The following is a 17,050-nucleotide window of genomic DNA, read 5'->3' as shown; positions in this document are numbered from 1 at the left end:
GGAGGGAATATATTATGGCGAAACTGGTGGTTTGTGATCACCCTTTGATCCAACACAAACTTACATTTATCCGCGATGTGCGGACCAACACCAAGGATTTCCGCGAGCTGGTGGATGAAGTAGCAACATTGATGGCTTATGAAATTACACGGGATATCCCGCTGGAAAGCATTACGGTGCAGACACCGGTTGCTGAGACAGAAGGTAAAGTGATTTCCGGACGTATGCTGGGTCTTATTCCGATTCTGCGTGCAGGCTTGGGTATGCTGGATGGCGTAGTAAAACTGCTGCCTGCAGCAAAGGTGGGCCATGTGGGACTGTTCCGCGATCCTGAGACGCTGCAACCCGTAGAATACTATACGAAGCTGCCTACAGATGTAACTGAGCGCGAATTGATCGTGATTGATCCGATGCTTGCAACGGGTGGCTCTGCAATTGCGGCGATTGATGTGTTGAAAAAGAGAGGCTGCACTCAAATTAAAATGATGAATCTGATTGCTGCTCCTGAAGGAGTCAAAGCTGTGCAGGATGCACATCCTGATGTAGACATCTATGTCGCTGCACTGGACGAGCGTCTGGATGATCATGGATATATCATTCCGGGTCTTGGTGACGCGGGAGACCGCTTGTACGGAACCAAGTAGACTGCCTTTGGCAGTTCGGCAAAATCTATGGACGTTATACAGGTCCTTATTTTAAATAATGGAAGATCTGTGAAGCGGACATTTATTATGAAAAGGGGTTCAACAGAAAATGTCCAAAATCAAAGTGATGACAATTTTTGGTGTGCGTCCGGAAGCAATTAAGATGGCTCCTCTTATTTTGGAGCTTCAGCGTCACCCGGAGCATATCGAGTCCGTGGTATGCGTTACAGCTCAACATCGCCAGATGCTTGACCAGGTTCTGGAAGTTTTCAATATTCACCCTGATTATGATCTGGACGTAATGAAGGATCGCCAGACACTGAATGAAATCTCCATGCGGGTACTTCAAGGTCTGGAACCTGTATTGCGTGAGGCCAAGCCCGATATCGTGTTGGTTCACGGTGATACACTGACGACTTTCCTCGCCAGCTATGCAGCCTTTATGCAGCAGATTGAAGTAGGGCATGTGGAAGCGGGTTTGCGAACGTGGAACAAGCTTTCTCCATATCCTGAAGAAATGAACCGTCAGCTCACAGGCGTGCTGTCTGATCTGCATTTCTCGCCTACTTCTTTATCGGCTGGAAATTTGCGGAAGGAAAACAAGCCTGAATCGCGAATATATGTTACAGGCAATACAGTAACTGACGTATTTCAGTATACGGTTTGCCAGGATTACGAGCACCCTGTACTGGAGTGGGCTCAGGGCAAACGCCTGATTCTTATGACAGCACATCGCCGGGAATCCCAAGGGGAACCGCATCGTCAGATTTTTAATGCGGTTAAGCGAATTGCGGATGAGTTTGAGGATATCGCTATTGTTTATCCGGTTCATCCGAGTCCGGCTGTGAAGGAACCTGCATTTGAGATTTTAGGCAACCATCCGCGTATTAAGCTGATTGATCCGCTGGATGTCGTGGATCTGCACAATTTTTACCCACATACACATCTGATCCTTACGGATTCCGGTGGGCTTCAGGAAGAAGCGCCTTCGTTCGGAGTACCTGTTCTGGTGCTGCGTGATACGACTGAAAGACCGGAAGGAATTGAAGCGGGCACCTTGGAACTGGTGGGTACGAACGAAGAGAACGTGTACAATCGGACCAAGGCACTTTTGACAGATTCCGCGTTGTACGATTCTATGAGTCAGGCAGCGAATCCTTACGGCGATGGAAAAGCATCAGTAAGAATTGTCAATGCGATTTTGCACCATTATGGCGTTCAATCCGAACGTCCTGAAGAATTTCACACAATGTTCACAAAAGGTGTTCGTCCGATATAATTATTCTTTACAAGGCAAGCATACAGTTAAACTGTACGGTTACCAAGGGATACAGCAATTTAAGATGCTTTGTCGTTTGATTTTATACTTTAGGGCGCTAAAATATCTCAATTGACAAAGCATCTTATATTTAAGTAAAATGGACTGGAATTGCAGGGGTGACATGGAAAAGTGGTCAAACCTTCCAAGCAAAACAACAACCGAAATAACACCGGAAATGCCTTCAAGGCAATTGGATTGGTGAGCGCGATTGGCATTGATTTGGCGATATGCACACTGGGTGGTTTCTATGCCGGAAATTGGCTCGATGCCAAACTTGGTGGCTCCGGAATTTGGATTGGCGTAAGCGTTCTCGCAGGCTTGGTTGTAGGCGCATTAAGTATTGCCCTTGTGATCGGAAAGGTATTGAGGGATAACCATGAATGAGATGACCCGTATGCAAAAAATGTTATGGATCGTAGCGCTTGGTATTATGGCTCTGTGTTTCCTGGTCTCCGCCTTCATGCCCCAACATCGTGACATTGCTCACGGAATCATTCTGGGAACGGGAGTAAGCTGTCTAAATGTGCTGTATATGGCCTACAAAATTCGACAGGTTGCGAGTGCGGCCGCCGGTGAAAGAAAGAAGAGAGTGTATGGTATTGGCTTTGGCGTTCGATTAGGGACCTCAATTTTGGCAGTGGTGCTGGCGATAGAATTTCCGGCCTACTTCCATGAGATCGCTGTAATGGCAAGCCTGGTGACTGGGCAATTTCTTCTGTTAATTATAGGCATCATATTCGCGCTTCAGGAAAAATGATAGCTCAACTGAGAAAGGGGTGAGAAAACATGTTGCATGAATCACCGATTATCCAATTGGGCGGGTTTAACATTGACTTGTCCGTCATTATTATGCTTATTGTGACCTGCGCGATTGTATTTGGACTGGCATTTGCTGCAACGCGCAATTTGTCTGTGGACAATCCAAGCAAGCTGCAAAATTTTATGGAATGGGTCGTCGAATTCGTTCAAGGACTGATTACCAGCACAATGGATTTGAAAAAAGGGAAGCCATTCCTCTCTTTGGGGATGACGCTGATCATGTTCATCTTCGTGGGAAATATGCTGGGATTACCGTTCGGGATTGTGACCGAATTCGATAATGTGCAAAGTGCCCAAGTATTTGGACATGAAATCATTCCGGTCAAAGAAGCATTAGAACAAGCACAGGCGTCTCACCCGGGAGAAGCTGCCCATGTAGGCATCAGCTGGTGGAAATCACCTACCGCAGATGCAGGGGTATCCATTGGACTGGCTTTGATGATCTTTGTCCTGGTTCATTTCCTGGGGATTTTCCGTAATACCAAAGCTTACTTCAAGCATTACGTTCAGCCATTTCCATTCTTTTTGCCAATTAACTTGATTGAGCAGTTCTCAAAACTGTTGACACATGGTATGCGTCTATTCGGTAATATTTTTGCCGGCGAAGTTTTGATCAGTGTTCTGCTGAAAATGACAGCACTTGGTGTGGGAGGTATGGTTGCTTCCGTATTGGGACTCGTGGTCTGGCAAGGATTCAGTATTTTTGTCGGCAGTATCCAAGCGTTCGTCTTCACGATTCTGACGTTTGTATATATTTCACAGTCTATTGACACGCATGAAGAAGAGCATTAGACAAGCTCGTTTTCTGGTTTTAAGTTAAGTTCAGGAGTACGCTTCGCTCTTAACTGCAAATACATGTAACACACAAATACACATCACTAAGGAGGATTTTTTAAAATGGGAGTTTGGGCATATATCGCAGCTGCAATCGCAGTAGGTTTGGGCGCTTTGGGCGCTGGTATTGGTAACGGTCTGATCGTAAGTAAAACAGTTGAAGGTATCGCTCGTCAGCCTGAAGCAAAAGCAACGTTGCAAACGGTAATGTTTATCGGTGTAGGTCTGGTCGAAGCCCTGCCAATCATCGGGGTCGTTCTGGCATTCATTTTCTACGCAGGTGCTTAATTGAATGGAAGCAAGGTTTGGCGGGGAAGGCACAGCCATCCGCGCCTTCTTTGTTCGTTTGAACATGAAAGATCCAGAACCGACGTTCACCGGAAAGGAGTGACTTCAATTGAGTTTAAATTGGACAAGTATCGTTTTCACAATCATTGCATTTTTGATCTTGTACTGGTTACTGACGCGTTATGCATTCGGACCTCTCTTTTCCGTTATGGAGAAGCGGCGTCAGCTTGTATTACAGCAAATGAATGAAGCGGCACAGACGCGTGAACAGGCTGCTGCTTATGTTGAGGAGCAAAAGCAGGCTCTCCAGCAAGCACGTAAGGAAGCGTACGACATTATTGAGCAGTCAAAACAAACAGGTAACAAACAAGCGGAGCAAATTATTGTTCAGGCTAAAGACGAAGCTGTCCGCCTGAAAGACGAAGCTGTTCGTGAAATCACAAGCGAGCGTAATAAGGCGGTTGCCGAACTGCGCAGCGAAGTGGGTAAAGCTTCGGTACAAATTGCTTCCAAACTGATTCAAAAGGAAATCAAGGAAGACCAAGTCCAGGGAGAGCTTGTCGACCAATACCTTAAAGAGGTAGGAGGCAAAGCATGAGCCGGGATACGGTAGTAGCCAAACGGTATGCGAAAGCTTTGTTTGAAGTGGCAGAGCAGGAACAGACCATTATGGAAACCGAGCAGGAGCTACGTGCTTTTGTAGAGGCTGTATCGGGGGATGCTGAAATCCGTAAATTCATTAATTCTCCTAACATTACGGAAGCGGTCAAGCTTCAAGTTCTGGCTAACAGTTTTGAAGGCAAGTTGTCTGCCTCGCTAATTAACACGATCAAACTGTTGATTCAGCGTAGTAGAGCAGATTTGTTTGAATCTCTCCTTGCCGGATACCTCGATATTCAGGAATACAAGCTGGGACTTGCTCATGCAAAGGTGTATTCGACTTATGCTTTAAGTGATCAGGAAAAAACAGCGGTAGCCGAGGAATTCGGAGCCCGTGAACATAAAACAATCCGTGTGGAAAATATAGTGGACCCGAGTCTGCTGGGCGGATTAAAAGTGGTTATCGGCGATACATTGTACGACGGCAGTCTGGCCGGCAAGCTGGATCGTCTCGAGAAATCCTTTAACAGACGAGTATAGAAGATAGGGGTGAACACACTTGAGTATCAAACCTGAGGAAATCAGTTCATTGATTAAAAGTCAGATTGAACAATATAAAAATGATATCGAGGTCGTTGAAGTCGGCACTGTTGTTGAAGTCGGCGACGGTATTGCCCGCGTCTACGGACTGGAAAAAGTTATGGCCGGTGAATTGGTTGAATTCGACACTGGCGTATTGGGCTTGGCGCTCAACGTGGAAGAAAGCAATGTCGGTGTTGTTATTTTGGGTCAATTCTCCGACATTCGTGAAGGTGGTCAAGTAAAACGTACAGGCCAGATCATGCAGGTCCCTGTAGGGGAAGCAATGATTGGACGTGTAGTTAACCCATTGGGGCAACCAGTAGACGGTAAAGGACCGATTGCTACAACAGAATTCCGTCCGGTTGAAAGTCAGGCTCCAGGCGTTATGGCCCGTAAATCGGTACATGAGCCTATGCAGACGGGGATTAAAGCTATTGATGCGATGGTTCCAATTGGTCGTGGTCAACGTGAGTTGATCATCGGTGACCGTCAAACAGGTAAAACATCTATCGCAATCGATGCAATTTTGAACCAAAAAGGTAACGGCATGAAATGTATTTATGTCGCTATTGGTCAAAAACAATCCACGGTAGCTCAAGTTGTTGAAACATTGCGTCGTCACGGTGCGCTGGAATATACGATTGTCGTTACGGCATCAGCTTCCGAGCCATCACCATTGCTGTACATTGCTCCTTACTCTGGCTGCGCTATGGGTGAGTATTTCATGTACAAAGGCGAGCATGTCCTTGTTGTTTATGATGACTTGACTAAACAAGCGTCAGCTTACCGGGAATTGTCCCTGTTGCTGCGTCGTCCACCGGGCCGTGAAGCATATCCGGGTGACGTTTTCTATCTTCACTCTCGCTTGCTGGAACGTGCAGCGAAGCTGAATGATGAGTTGGGCGGCGGATCACTTACCGCATTGCCGTTCATCGAGACACAGGCTTCCGACGTTTCTGCATATATTCCAACCAACGTTATCTCCATCACAGATGGACAGATCTTCCTGGAAGCTGACTTGTTCTATGCAGGACAACGTCCGGCGATCAACGTAGGTATTTCCGTATCTCGTGTAGGTGGTTCAGCTCAGATTAAAGCAATGAAAAAGGTAGCAGGTTCCCTGCGTCTGGATCTTGCTCAATATCGTGAGCTTCAAGCGTTCTCCCAATTCGGGTCCGACTTGGATAAATCCACAAAAGCCCGTTTGGATCGCGGCGCACGCATGATGGAAATTCTGAAACAGGGTGTTAACCAACCGCTTGCTGTAGAGCAACAAGTAGTGAGCTTGTATACTGCTGTAAAAGGCTTCCTTGATGATATCCCTGTAGCGGATGTAAAACGTTTTGAAAAAGACTTCCTGTCTTTCATGGTGTCTGACCATCAGGACGTGCTTCAATCTATCCGCGACACGAAAGACTTGGTGGCTGATAACGAAACGGCTTTGAAGGCAGCTATCGAGAAATTCAAAAAATCATTCGCCACGTCGGTATAATACATTGGAATTTGCCTGTTTATGATGAAAGATGTTCTAAGGAAGCGTGCCCTCCGGGTTTTGGCTTCCTTGGCATGTTTTACCCTCAATAACAGGCCCTTTAACATATGCCCGGCTGGATTTGAATCTTACGAAGTTAGCTTTGGCTTTGCCAAAGCTTGAAGGTGGTGAAATCATGGCAAAAGGTATGCGCGAGATTAAACGTCAGATTAAAAGTGTGCAGAGTACGAAGCAGATCACGAAAGCGATGGAAATGGTCGCTGCATCCAAGCTGAGAAAAGCTCAGGAGAAAGCGGAGTCGGCTCGTCCTTACTCGGAAAAGCTTAAGGAAGTTGTGAGTAGCATTGCTTCTGGAGCGAATAACATCAAGCATCCAATGCTGGAAACGCGTCCGGTTAAAAAGACTGCTTATCTCATCATTACATCTGATCGTGGTCTGGCTGGTGGTTATAACGCCAATATTTTACGACAGGTTACGCAGACGATTTCTGAACGTCACCGTTCACAGGATGAATTTGTGATTTTCATCATTGGACGAAAAGGACGGGATTATTTCAGACGTCGTGAATTTCCTATCGCTGAATCGGTAACAGATCTGTCGGATACACCTGCTTTTGCAGATATCAAAACGATTGCAAGCAAGGCTGTACAAGGCTTTGAACTTAAAGAATTTGATGAGCTTTATCTATGCTATAACCGCTTTGTCAACGCATTGACTCAAATTCCAACAGTTGACCGTCTGTTACCAATGGCAACACCGGATTCAGCTACAGCTTCATCCTCAATTAACTATGAGTATGAGCCTTCACCAGAAGGAGTGCTGGAAGTATTGCTACCGCGTTACGCGGAAACGCTCATTTACGGCGCTTTGCTGGATGGTAAAGCTAGTGAACTGGGAGCGAAGATGACGGCAATGGGATCTGCTACGAAGAATGCTTCCAAGTTAATTGGTGAGCTTTCCTTGACCTATAACCGTGCTCGTCAAGCGGCTATTACCCAGGAAATTACGGAAATCGTTGCAGGGGCAAGTGCTCAGTCTTAATCAGGCTTATAGCGACTGTTTTATAGCAGAGTCTACACTATTATGATAAATTGCGGGCGCAAAACAAATCAGAGTGGTTCGGATTTGCGGCTGTGCAAGCTTGTAGGAGGGAAACCAAAAGATGAACAAAGGACGCGTAGTGAGCATCATGGGTCCGGTTGTCGACGTTGAGTTTGAACGTGGACAGCTTCCGGAAATCCTGAATGCCATTCATATTGGGACTGTGCTGGAGAGCGGAGTCAAAATTGACCTGACGCTCGAAGCTTCAAAACATCTAGGTGACAACCGTGTGCGTTGTATTGCCATGTCTTCCACAGATGGTTTGGTTCGTGGAGCTGAAGCCATAGATCTGGGAGCACCTATTTCAGTACCTGTCGGCGAAGCAACTCTTGGACGCGTATTTAACGTACTTGGAACGCCAATTGATAATGGTGCTGATATGAGTGAAACGGCTAGAAACCCAATTCACCGTCAAGCTCCTTCTTTCGATGAGCTGACAACTCAAGCAGAGATGCTCGAAACCGGTATTAAAGTTATCGACTTGCTGGCTCCTTATGCCAAAGGTGGTAAAGTCGGATTGTTTGGTGGTGCTGGTGTAGGTAAAACCGTAACCATTCAAGAATTGATTAACAATATCGCTCAGGAGCATGGTGGTATTTCTGTATTTGCGGGTGTAGGTGAACGCACACGTGAAGGAAATGACTTGTACCATGAAATGAGAGATTCCGGCGTTATCAACAAAACAGCGATGGTGTTCGGACAAATGAACGAGCCTCCGGGTGCACGTTTGCGTGTAGCTCTCACAGGTCTGACGATGGCGGAATACTTCCGTGACCAAGAAGGCCGTGACGTGTTGCTCTTTATTGATAACATTTTCCGCTTTACCCAAGCGGGTTCTGAGGTTTCTGCCCTGTTGGGACGTATGCCTTCAGCAGTAGGTTACCAGCCTACGCTGGCTACTGAGATGGGTCAATTGCAAGAACGGATTACTTCTACTAAAAAAGGTTCCGTTACTTCCATTCAGGCGATCTACGTGCCTGCGGATGACTACACTGACCCTGCTCCTGCTACAACGTTTGCCCATTTGGATGCTACAACGAATCTGGAACGTAAAATTTCCGAAATGGGTATTTACCCGGCGGTTGATCCACTTGCATCAAGCTCCCGGATTTTGGCTCCAGACGTTGTGGGTGAAGAGCATTACAATGTAGCGCAAGGGGTAAAACAAATTTTGGCCCGCTACAATGAGCTTCAGGATATCATTGCCATCCTGGGTATGGATGAGCTGAGTGAAGAAGATAAAATGTTGGTAGCACGTGCACGTAAAATCCAGCGTTTCCTTTCTCAACCTTTCCACGTTGCCGAAACATTTAACGGCTTCCCAGGTAAATATGTGCCGGTTAAAGAAACTGTACGAAGCTTCAAAGAAATTTTGGAAGGCAAGTATGACCACCTTCCAGAAGCGGCCTTCCTTTTTGTAGGAGCCATCGAAGAAGCAGTTGAAAAAGCTAAAACACTGTAAACATACAGGCAAAGATTAGCCGAGCCTTACGAAGTGAGCTGTCTGCGGACAGCTTCCAGGAGGGATTCAAGTGAGCACGTATTTACTAGAGATTGTGACGCCGGAGCGCCTGGTCTATACAGAACAGGTAAACAGCATCAGTGTTCGCGGCTCGGAAGGCGATCTTGGGATTTTGCCCGGACACCTTCCCTTGGTCACTCCCTTGAAGATTGCACCGATACGCATTAAAATCGGTGGTCAAACTGAAGTGATCGCGGTCAATGGGGGCTTTCTTGAAGTCCGCAAGGATAAAGTGGTCATTTTGGCTGAGAGTGCGGAACGTTCCGAAGAAATTGATGTGGAGCGTGCCCGTGCGGCAAGGGAGCGGGCAGAACTGCGGCTCCAGAGCAAGCAGGAACAGATAGATCATCATCGGGCGGAAGTAGCTCTGCAACGGGCGCTTAACCGTCTAAATGCTACAAGCATCAGAACCAATAAGAATTAATATTGGAGTTTAAGTGGAATTTTAAAAGGGTTCGGCATAGTATACGGATGGAACGACAAGGAGACCAATTCATAACTTCTGCCAGAAAATGTCCGGTAGAGGGTGAGGAGGAACCTTGCTTCCTTCGATCACTGTGATCGGACTCTTTTTTTAGCTGTTATTACCAAATGTACAGTCCTATTTCTTGCCTGGCTGCTAGGTATTTAGTACCTTTTAAATTCACGAAACAGAAGTGATTAATCACATTTTGTCGAAATAAATGTCCTAAAAACAGAAATAGCACTGGCATATTAGGCGTTCGCCGAGTATTATAAAGAAGTCTGTGACGCAGATGGGGGGAATTATGGTTGAACGGGAAACAGCAATTGGCTGAACAGCTAAGTCAATCGGCGAGTATGACCGCGCTGATCTCTATGATCGTATCGCTCCTCTGTATAGCATTAGCTTGGTGGGCTTTACAGAGCTTAAAGCTGGATTTGTTAATCCGACAACCCAAAGGACCGCAGGGCAGATTGCTGCACTTGTTTCTTGCTATTATTTTGGGACAGTTGGTTTCGGGGTTCCTGTTGAGCTACATCTCTTGGAGCCAGATGCTCTAGAATTTGTTTTAACATGAAGTAGGCGGGTTATATGACCTTATGACTGTGTCTCTGCGGGAATTGTCGAATAACATCGCGTCATATTGTTAACAATGGTAAACAAAAGAACCATACATGTATAGCTGGCTGAATCAGTTAGAGTACAATGGTCGTCAAGTACAAAAAAACGCTTGTATACTTGTTTTAATCAGTGGTATGATGGCAGTTAGGGTATTAGTAAAATCTTGTTTTTTTATGTAATGAAAAAGCAAGGCATGAAAATAGCGGAATATGTTCTTTTTTTCCAGAATGGAAAAGAGAAATGACGCGCGGAGGGAACCATAGATGAGCAAATTTATCGTCCGCGGTGGCAACAGATTGACCGGGAGTGTCAAAGTCAGCGGAGCCAAAAACTCAGTTCTGCCGATCATCGCCGCTTCTCTGCTAGGAGAAGAAGGAGAAAGTGTCATTATTGATGCACCTCCTCTAGACGATGTGATGACCATTAACAAAGTGCTGGAGTCCTTAGGAGCAGGCGTTACATACCAAGATGAGGTCATTCGTGTTGACGCGCGGAAGATAATTTCCTGTGAAGCCCCTTACGAGTGGGTTAGGAAAATGCGCGCTTCATTCTTGGTTATGGGACCGTTGCTTACGCGTTTGGGACGTACAAGAATCTCGCTTCCAGGCGGATGCGCAATCGGAACGCGACCCATTGATCAGCATTTGAAGGGTTTTGAGGCATTGGGCGCGGAAATTAGCCTGGGCCAAGGTTTTATTGAAGCTAAAAGTAACGGGCGTCTGCGTGGAGCTAAAGTTTATTTGGATGTAGCCAGCGTAGGGGCAACCGAGAATATTATGATGGCCGCTACTCTTGCTGAGGGCGTAACTACCATCGAGAATGCTGCTAAGGAACCTGAGATTGTTGATCTCGCAAATTTCCTGAATGGAATGGGTGCCAAAGTACGTGGTGCGGGCACGGGCGTTATTCGTATTGAAGGCGTTGAGAAGCTGCATGGTGTAAAACATACCGTCATTCCCGACCGGGTAGAAGCAGGTACTTATATGGTTGCTGCTGCGATCACAGGCGGGAACGTATATGTAGAAGGCGCAATATCCGATCATTTGGGTCCGGTTATTTCCAAGATGGAAGAAATGGGTGTAACCATTCAACCTGATGAGAACGGAATTCGTGTCATTGCAGATAAGCCGTTAAAAGCCGTTGATGTTAAAACGTTGCCTTATCCAGGTTTTCCTACCGATATGCAGTCACAGATGATGGCACTTCAGCTTGCCGCTGAAGGAACGAGCATTATTACGGAAACCGTGTTTGAAAATCGTTTCATGCATGTGGATGAATTTCATCTCATGAATGCGGAGATTAAGGTCGAAGGCCGTTCTGCCATTGTAACGGGTAATGCTAAGCTGACAGGTGCGAAAGTAACCTCTACAGATTTGCGTGCAGGTGCTGCGTTGATTCTGACCGGACTCATTGCAGAAGGTACAACGGAGGTATCCGGCGTACATCACATCGATCGTGGTTACGTTCATTTGGCTGAGAAGCTGACCGGATTGGGAGCGGACATTTACAGAGTGACCGTGGAAGAGTCCAAACTGGATCATTCACCCAGTACAGAGCGCGTAATGCCGGAAGAGGCGTCTGGGAATCTGTTTAAGAAGATTCAGCCTTCCCTCGCCTAAGCTTTAACGCATGTAGCTTCATGTTGCATACGTATATTCTTAAACAACGAAGAACCAAGTCCGAAAGGACTGGTTCTTTTTATTGTTTATAGCCAGTCTTTTTCATTCTTTCAGTTCTCTTAAAATGGTTCTATCAAAGTGGACGACTTCATATGATTGAAAATATCTGCTGGAGTATATCTATACTTCCAGCCGGACACTTAGCCCTTTGATGGAGGTTTCAGCCTATGAAAGATTCGCAGGTTCGCATCCGTATACCCATTCATCATCCTAAGGAACATCGCCAGGCTTTATTTGCGGAGGAAGACACTGGCTCTATAGCTACCTTGTTACAGAAAAATAAGCTTATGCAACAGCAGCCGGACGCAAGAGGTACATTGCCGACTGGCGTCAAGCCCAATCGGGGTACAACAGCCGTGCCTTCCGCTGTGAACTCTGTTGATACGGCTCTGCCTATCGCTGGAGTAGCGGCCCATGACACACGCGCTGCAAGCCCGCTGCCGCACCTGCGTCCTTCCGCCGGGCGTGCCCCACGCTGGGGCAGCCGCCGCCCATGGCTGCCATTCGCCGCCATGGCAGGGGTGCTGGTGCTTGCCATGGCTGTGCCCGCGCTAATGGCGTGGCCTCGCCAGACGGCGCAGCCGGTGCCGCCAAGCAGCCGCACGGCAGTACCGGCTGCGCCTAGCGTGACGGCAAAGGGTGAGACGCCCGTCACGCGCTTACCGGGCGTCCCGCCGATGCCAGCGGTGCCCGCTGCGCCAACGCGTAGCGTACCGGTGGCGGCAGAGCCAGACGTGCGTGTGTATGTCACGTCCACCGGTCGCACGGAGACGTTACCGCTGGAGCAATACATTGTCGGCGTAGTAGCTGCCGAAATGCCGCCCAGCTTTGAGGGGGAGGCACTGAAAGCGCAGGCCATAGCCGCGCGTACCTTCATTGCCCGGCGCTTGCTGGCTGATGACACTAGCGGTGCCCCTGCGGGAGCAGATGTGACGGATACTGTTAAACATCAGGCTTATATCTCCAAAGCTAAACTTACTAGAGAATGGGGGCATTCTGGTAAATCCGCAGAGCTGGCTAAAATTCAGCAGGCCGTACGAGACACCAAGGATACGATCATGGTATATGAAGGCAAGCCCATTACGGCATCTTTTTTTTCTACTAGCAATGGCTACACCGAAAATTCAGAGGATGTGTGGGCGAAGGCAGTGCCCTATTTACGAAGCGTATCAAGTCCATGGGACAAGCAGTTGGCCCCGCGTTATTCAGAAACCGTCACACTGAGTCGTCAAAGCGTGTTCGATAGATTGGGGTTAAGTCGTACTGCAATTGCCGCCTCTACTGGAGGAGGAAGTATGCCAGAGATTCGTATACTCTCCAAGACAGAAGGACATCGCATCAAGAAGATTGAAGTTGGTGGCTCAATCTTTACGGGACCGGAGATCCGTAACAAACTGGGGTTGCGTTCGGCTGAGTTTACTTGGAAGGCTGAAGGGGACCGGATTGCTATAACAACCTATGGCTATGGTCATGGTGTTGGTATGAGTCAGTGGGGAGCCAATGGAATGGCCAAAGAAGGTCATACTGCCACTCAAATACTCCTTCACTATTATACTGGCATTTCTTTTGCGCAAGCCTCTCGTATTCTAAGTTAGTAAATATTTCGAAACTTTGAAGTATAAAAGAGTTGCACCCGGTAACACTGGTTACTGAGGTGATGAGCAAATGAATGAACAAAATAAAAACCAGAACCAAAACCATGAAGAAACACCCAAAACCTTTCAGGGTGGAAGAGCTTCACGGCCGTCTTCGTGGAAAAAGCTGTTGTCCAAAAGGTGGGCATACCCGGCAGCCTACATTGCCGCAGCAGCCATTATACTAACTTTAGTGTGGGTCTATCAGGATGCCAGCCAGAAGTCTTTCAAACCTGACCCAGCTAGTCCATCGGTACAAAGCACAAGTGCAGTGAATACCGATGTTAACGGACAACAGCCAGAAAGCGTGGAAGTCGTTGCCCAGTCGGAAAATATCGCATGGCCAGTGGCAGATGCTGGCGCAGTACAGGTCGTAAAGCCGTTCTTTGATGAGAACGCGACCGCTGATGAGCAGGCGGCAGCTATGGTAGAGTACGATAAAACATTTACCGCTAACACTGGGATTGATCTTTCCCGGACTGACGATCAGGCGTTTGAAGTAAGAGCCGCCCTGAGTGGCAAAGTATCTCGTGTGGAACAACATCCGCTGGTAGGTAATGTCGTAGAAATTACGCATGATAATAATCTCAAAACGGTGTACCAAAGCTTGAGTGATCTGAAAGTAAAAGAAGGCGATCAAGTGAAACAAAACGATGTGATTGCTTCAGCGGGTCGTAACGAGCTTGAAAAGGATTTGAAAACACATTTGCATTTTGAAGTGTATCAGGATGACAAGCCTGTGAATCCAGCAGGTCTGCTTCCTAAAAAATAAATCTGGTCATGGCTTTGCATGCAAAGCGGGGAATCCATATTCCCTGCTTTTTTCTTGTGTAGTTTTTGTGCATAAGGTAAACATAAGCTGCTTTTGCCAAATAAATAGGCCTTCCGAAGCATGTCTTCCCGCCAAACCGCGAATATATAGGCACGCTCCTCATATAATGTACCAAACTATCCACAGTAGGGAGGCGGGAGCGTGCACGATTACATCAAGGAACGGACCATCAAAATCGGTCGCTGTATCGTGGAAACAAGGAATACGGTCCGTACGATTGCCAAGGAATTTGGTGTCTCCAAGAGCACGGTGCATAAAGATCTGACCGAACGGCTGCCTGAAATCAACCCGGATCTTGCCGATCAGGTGAAGCACATTCTTGAATACCATAAATCCATCCGCCATCTGCGGGGGGGAGAAGCCACGAAAATTAAGTACAAAAAAACGAGTGGCAAACGAAGGGAGATTCTCGTTTCCGGCAAGTCCTAAAAATATATAGTGAATTGGCTGGCAAAGCCATTGAATCAACCCCCTGAAGTATGATATGTTAAAAGATGGTACAAGACGAAAAATGACATGTAACCGTAGGTTTATACATATATTTGCCGCTTCTTGTCGAATCTTAGCTTTTTAAAATATCACTTTGGGGGCCTTTTTAATATGTTCAGTAATGATATCGGTATCGACCTCGGTACGGCCAACGTGCTTATCCACGTCAAAGGGAAGGGGGTTGTTCTTGACGAACCTTCCGTTGTCGCGATAGAAAGCGATACAAAAAGAGTCCTGGCTGTCGGAGAGGAAGCGCGCCGTATGGTGGGACGTACTCCTGGTAATATCATAGCCATCCGTCCATTACGTGATGGTGTCATCGCCGATTTTGAAGTAACAGAAGCGATGTTAAAATATTTTATCAATCGGGTGGGGGGGAAAAGCTGGTACAGCCACCCTCGTATTCTAATTTGTGCGCCAACGAACATTACCTCAGTGGAGCAAAAAGCGATTCGTGAAGCGGCGGAACGTAGCGGGGCCAAGGAAGTATTTTTGGAGGAAGAGCCAAAAGCGGCTGCCATTGGAGCAGGAATGGATATTTTTGAGCCTAGCGGCAACATGGTAGTGGATATTGGTGGCGGAACGACTGACGTTGCAGTCCTCTCTATGGGGGATGTCGTAACAGCTTCTTCCATTAAAATGGCAGGGGACAAATTTGATACAGCCATCATGAAATATGTAAAAACGAAGTACAAGCTTCTGATCGGAGAACGTACGGCTGAAGATATCAAGATTGCTATCGGAACTGTGCATCCGAGTGGACGTCGTGCAGAGATGGACATCCGTGGACGGGATATGGTATCCGGATTGCCCAAAACGTTAAGTATATCTGCAGATGAAGTGCAGGATGCACTTAGAGATCCTGTGTCAGCGATTGTTGCTGCGGCCAAGTTTGTATTGGAGCAGACCCCACCGGAACTGTCAGCTGATATTATTGACCGTGGTGTTATTTTGACTGGTGGCGGTGCCTTGCTTAGCGGATTGGACGAGCTACTTGCTGAAGAACTGCGCGTTCCCGTACTGGTTGCCGAAGATCCGATGCATTGTGTTGTTAAAGGTACAGGAATTATGCTAGATAATTTGGATCATGTGGTTAAGAAAAAGTTCTAATCTGCCGATAGTGACTATAAGAGACTCGTGTGCGGTCAGGCAGGTTGCCTAGCATTTTGGCCTTCGTGCCTCCGCGCGAGCATATGATTTTAGCAGAGTATAGGATTGGGGTGCACGTTACATGTTGAGAGGTTTATATACTGCGGCCGCCGGATTGATGACACAACAACGACGCCATGACACCGTGACGCAAAATATTGCTAATATGAATACGACGGGATACAAACAGGAGAACAGTGTTCAGCGTTCTTTCCCCGAAATGCTTATTTCCATGACGGGTGGTAACCCTGATAACCCGGACCGTACGGTCGGCAAGCTCAATACTGGCGTTTTTGCTGAGGAAAGCCTCTCCCCTTACATTCAGGGAGCATTAAAGGACAGTGGACAAGCGACGGATTTTGCGATACAGTCCAATATTAATGTGAACGACCCAGCTACTGGTCAACCTATGGCTTTTGATCAGGCGGGAAAATTCATCAATGCTAACGGTGAAGTCACCTACCGTCCAGAAGCGTTTTTTTCGGTGCGGGACAGTAATGGTAATGTTCGTTATACACGTGACGGGCATTTTCAAGTAAATGGAGCGGGAGCATTGCTTTCATCGACTGGCTCAGCGGTGCTGGATACGAATGGAAAACCAATTCAATTGATCGGGGCTGTCTCAGCGCTTAAAGTAAATGAGCGGGGCGAATTGGTAGATAGCCAGTCCAACCAGACGTTGGGGACGACGCTCGGTATTAGTGTCATTGATCGTCCGTATCAGCTCGTTCGTGAGGGTAATGGGAATTTCCGCCTGAATGATACTGATGGTGCTACAGCTAGAATGATGACCGCTAATGATGCTGTATCCGTTCGTCAAGGTTACCTGGAGGTATCTAATGTAGATGCTTCACAGTCAATGGTGGATATGATGGCTGCGTTAAGAGCGTACGAAGCGAATCAGAAGGTAATTCAATTTTATGATAAAAGCTTGGACAAGGCCGTTAATGAAGTAGGCCGTGTATAACAGGGGGTAAGT

General features: G+C 47.1%; 19 protein-coding genes. All 19 read left to right on the top strand.

Going from position 1 to position 17,050, the window contains the following annotated elements:
• The first annotated feature begins 14 nt into the window (after positions 1–14).
• Complete coding sequence (gene upp, locus MKX46_RS13095) at positions 15–644, top strand: uracil phosphoribosyltransferase (protein WP_013312332.1); 630 nt, start codon at positions 15–17, stop codon at positions 642–644.
• 109 nt (positions 645–753) lie between these two features.
• The gene (gene wecB / locus MKX46_RS13090; protein WP_341071304.1) at positions 754–1,923 is read left to right on the top strand and encodes a non-hydrolyzing UDP-N-acetylglucosamine 2-epimerase; all 1,170 of its coding nucleotides are present in this window, start codon (positions 754–756) and stop codon (positions 1,921–1,923) included.
• A gap of 171 nt (positions 1,924–2,094) precedes the next feature.
• Complete coding sequence (locus tag MKX46_RS13085) at positions 2,095–2,349, top strand: AtpZ/AtpI family protein (RefSeq protein ID WP_029518510.1); 255 nt, start codon at positions 2,095–2,097, stop codon at positions 2,347–2,349.
• Positions 2,342–2,722: an ATP synthase subunit I gene (locus MKX46_RS13080; protein ID WP_165146172.1), complete on the top strand. Its 381-nt coding sequence runs from the start codon at positions 2,342–2,344 to the stop codon at positions 2,720–2,722. Before MKX46_RS13085 ends, MKX46_RS13080 begins: the two co-directional genes overlap by 8 nt.
• A gap of 29 nt (positions 2,723–2,751) precedes the next feature.
• Complete coding sequence (atpB, locus tag MKX46_RS13075; RefSeq protein WP_069290543.1) at positions 2,752–3,576, top strand: F0F1 ATP synthase subunit A; 825 nt, start codon at positions 2,752–2,754, stop codon at positions 3,574–3,576.
• Positions 3,577–3,681: 105 nt separating this feature from the next.
• Entirely contained in the window at positions 3,682–3,906 is a 225-nt protein-coding gene (gene atpE / locus MKX46_RS13070; protein WP_007432750.1) for a F0F1 ATP synthase subunit C, read from the top strand.
• Positions 3,907–4,015: 109 nt separating this feature from the next.
• On the top strand, positions 4,016–4,504 hold the full coding sequence (atpF, locus tag MKX46_RS13065) for a F0F1 ATP synthase subunit B (RefSeq protein WP_023990709.1): 489 nt from the start codon (positions 4,016–4,018) through the stop codon (positions 4,502–4,504).
• Positions 4,501–5,046, top strand: coding sequence for a F0F1 ATP synthase subunit delta (locus MKX46_RS13060; protein WP_029518507.1), 546 nt, complete (start codon positions 4,501–4,503; stop codon positions 5,044–5,046). The genes atpF and MKX46_RS13060 overlap by 4 nt, the downstream gene beginning before the upstream one ends.
• Before the next feature lie 19 nt (positions 5,047–5,065).
• Complete coding sequence (atpA, locus tag MKX46_RS13055) at positions 5,066–6,580, top strand: F0F1 ATP synthase subunit alpha (RefSeq protein WP_029518506.1); 1,515 nt, start codon at positions 5,066–5,068, stop codon at positions 6,578–6,580.
• 175 nt (positions 6,581–6,755) lie between these two features.
• Positions 6,756–7,622 carry an ATP synthase F1 subunit gamma gene (gene atpG, locus MKX46_RS13050; protein ID WP_023990707.1) on the top strand — a complete coding sequence of 289 codons (867 nt, stop codon included), beginning with the start codon at positions 6,756–6,758 and terminating at the stop codon, positions 7,620–7,622.
• 121 nt (positions 7,623–7,743) lie between these two features.
• Positions 7,744–9,144, top strand: a complete 1,401-nt coding sequence (gene atpD / locus MKX46_RS13045) for a F0F1 ATP synthase subunit beta (protein WP_029518505.1) — start codon at positions 7,744–7,746, stop codon at positions 9,142–9,144.
• 70 nt (positions 9,145–9,214) lie between these two features.
• On the top strand, positions 9,215–9,628 hold the full coding sequence (locus tag MKX46_RS13040) for a F0F1 ATP synthase subunit epsilon (protein ID WP_013312322.1): 414 nt from the start codon (positions 9,215–9,217) through the stop codon (positions 9,626–9,628).
• Between the two features lie 347 nt (positions 9,629–9,975).
• Positions 9,976–10,227 carry a DUF1146 family protein gene (locus MKX46_RS13035; RefSeq protein WP_039271550.1) on the top strand — a complete coding sequence of 84 codons (252 nt, stop codon included), beginning with the start codon at positions 9,976–9,978 and terminating at the stop codon, positions 10,225–10,227.
• Positions 10,228–10,551: 324 nt separating this feature from the next.
• Positions 10,552–11,907: a UDP-N-acetylglucosamine 1-carboxyvinyltransferase gene (murA, locus tag MKX46_RS13030; RefSeq protein ID WP_029518503.1), complete on the top strand. Its 1,356-nt coding sequence runs from the start codon at positions 10,552–10,554 to the stop codon at positions 11,905–11,907.
• Positions 11,908–12,134: 227 nt separating this feature from the next.
• On the top strand, positions 12,135–13,562 hold the full coding sequence (spoIID, locus tag MKX46_RS13025; protein ID WP_241113436.1) for a stage II sporulation protein D: 1,428 nt from the start codon (positions 12,135–12,137) through the stop codon (positions 13,560–13,562).
• Between the two features lie 70 nt (positions 13,563–13,632).
• Complete coding sequence (locus MKX46_RS13020; RefSeq protein WP_029514614.1) at positions 13,633–14,373, top strand: M23 family metallopeptidase; 741 nt, start codon at positions 13,633–13,635, stop codon at positions 14,371–14,373.
• Between the two features lie 201 nt (positions 14,374–14,574).
• Positions 14,575–14,862 carry a sporulation transcriptional regulator SpoIIID gene (gene spoIIID / locus MKX46_RS13015; protein WP_007432737.1) on the top strand — a complete coding sequence of 96 codons (288 nt, stop codon included), beginning with the start codon at positions 14,575–14,577 and terminating at the stop codon, positions 14,860–14,862.
• A 171-nt stretch (positions 14,863–15,033) separates the two neighbouring features.
• Positions 15,034–16,032 carry a rod shape-determining protein gene (locus MKX46_RS13010; RefSeq protein WP_023990703.1) on the top strand — a complete coding sequence of 333 codons (999 nt, stop codon included), beginning with the start codon at positions 15,034–15,036 and terminating at the stop codon, positions 16,030–16,032.
• Positions 16,033–16,153: 121 nt separating this feature from the next.
• The gene (locus MKX46_RS13005; RefSeq protein ID WP_341071303.1) at positions 16,154–17,038 is read left to right on the top strand and encodes a flagellar hook-basal body protein; all 885 of its coding nucleotides are present in this window, start codon (positions 16,154–16,156) and stop codon (positions 17,036–17,038) included.
• The last annotated feature ends 12 nt before the right edge of the window (positions 17,039–17,050 follow it).

Origin of the sequence: Paenibacillus sp. FSL P4-0113 (assembly GCF_038009305.1) — a bacterium.
GTDB classification, from domain to species: Bacteria; Bacillota; Bacilli; order Paenibacillales; family Paenibacillaceae; genus Paenibacillus; species Paenibacillus polymyxa_D.
The sequence above is the reverse complement of the archived record's forward strand: the minus strand, read 5'-3'. Positions and strand labels throughout refer to the sequence as shown.

Bases quoted from the DNA above. Each gene is read 5' to 3' on its own strand.
- MKX46_RS13060 (WP_029518507.1), top strand. From the start codon at position 4,501: ATGAGCCGGGATACGGTAGTAGCCAAACGGTATGCGAAAGCTTTGTTT.
- atpD (WP_029518505.1), top strand. From the start codon at position 7,744: ATGAACAAAGGACGCGTAGTGAGCATCATGGGTCCGGTTGTCGACGTT.
- wecB (WP_341071304.1), top strand. From the start codon at position 754: ATGTCCAAAATCAAAGTGATGACAATTTTTGGTGTGCGTCCGGAAGCA.
- MKX46_RS13010 (WP_023990703.1), top strand. From the start codon at position 15,034: ATGTTCAGTAATGATATCGGTATCGACCTCGGTACGGCCAACGTGCTT.
- spoIID (WP_241113436.1), top strand. From the start codon at position 12,135: ATGAAAGATTCGCAGGTTCGCATCCGTATACCCATTCATCATCCTAAG.
- atpE (WP_007432750.1), top strand. From the start codon at position 3,682: ATGGGAGTTTGGGCATATATCGCAGCTGCAATCGCAGTAGGTTTGGGC.
- MKX46_RS13080 (WP_165146172.1), top strand. From the start codon at position 2,342: ATGAATGAGATGACCCGTATGCAAAAAATGTTATGGATCGTAGCGCTT.
- MKX46_RS13005 (WP_341071303.1), top strand. From the start codon at position 16,154: ATGTTGAGAGGTTTATATACTGCGGCCGCCGGATTGATGACACAACAA.
- atpG (WP_023990707.1), top strand. From the start codon at position 6,756: ATGGCAAAAGGTATGCGCGAGATTAAACGTCAGATTAAAAGTGTGCAG.
- MKX46_RS13020 (WP_029514614.1), top strand. From the start codon at position 13,633: ATGAATGAACAAAATAAAAACCAGAACCAAAACCATGAAGAAACACCC.
- atpB (WP_069290543.1), top strand. From the start codon at position 2,752: ATGTTGCATGAATCACCGATTATCCAATTGGGCGGGTTTAACATTGAC.
- murA (WP_029518503.1), top strand. From the start codon at position 10,552: ATGAGCAAATTTATCGTCCGCGGTGGCAACAGATTGACCGGGAGTGTC.
- upp (WP_013312332.1), top strand. From the start codon at position 15: ATGGCGAAACTGGTGGTTTGTGATCACCCTTTGATCCAACACAAACTT.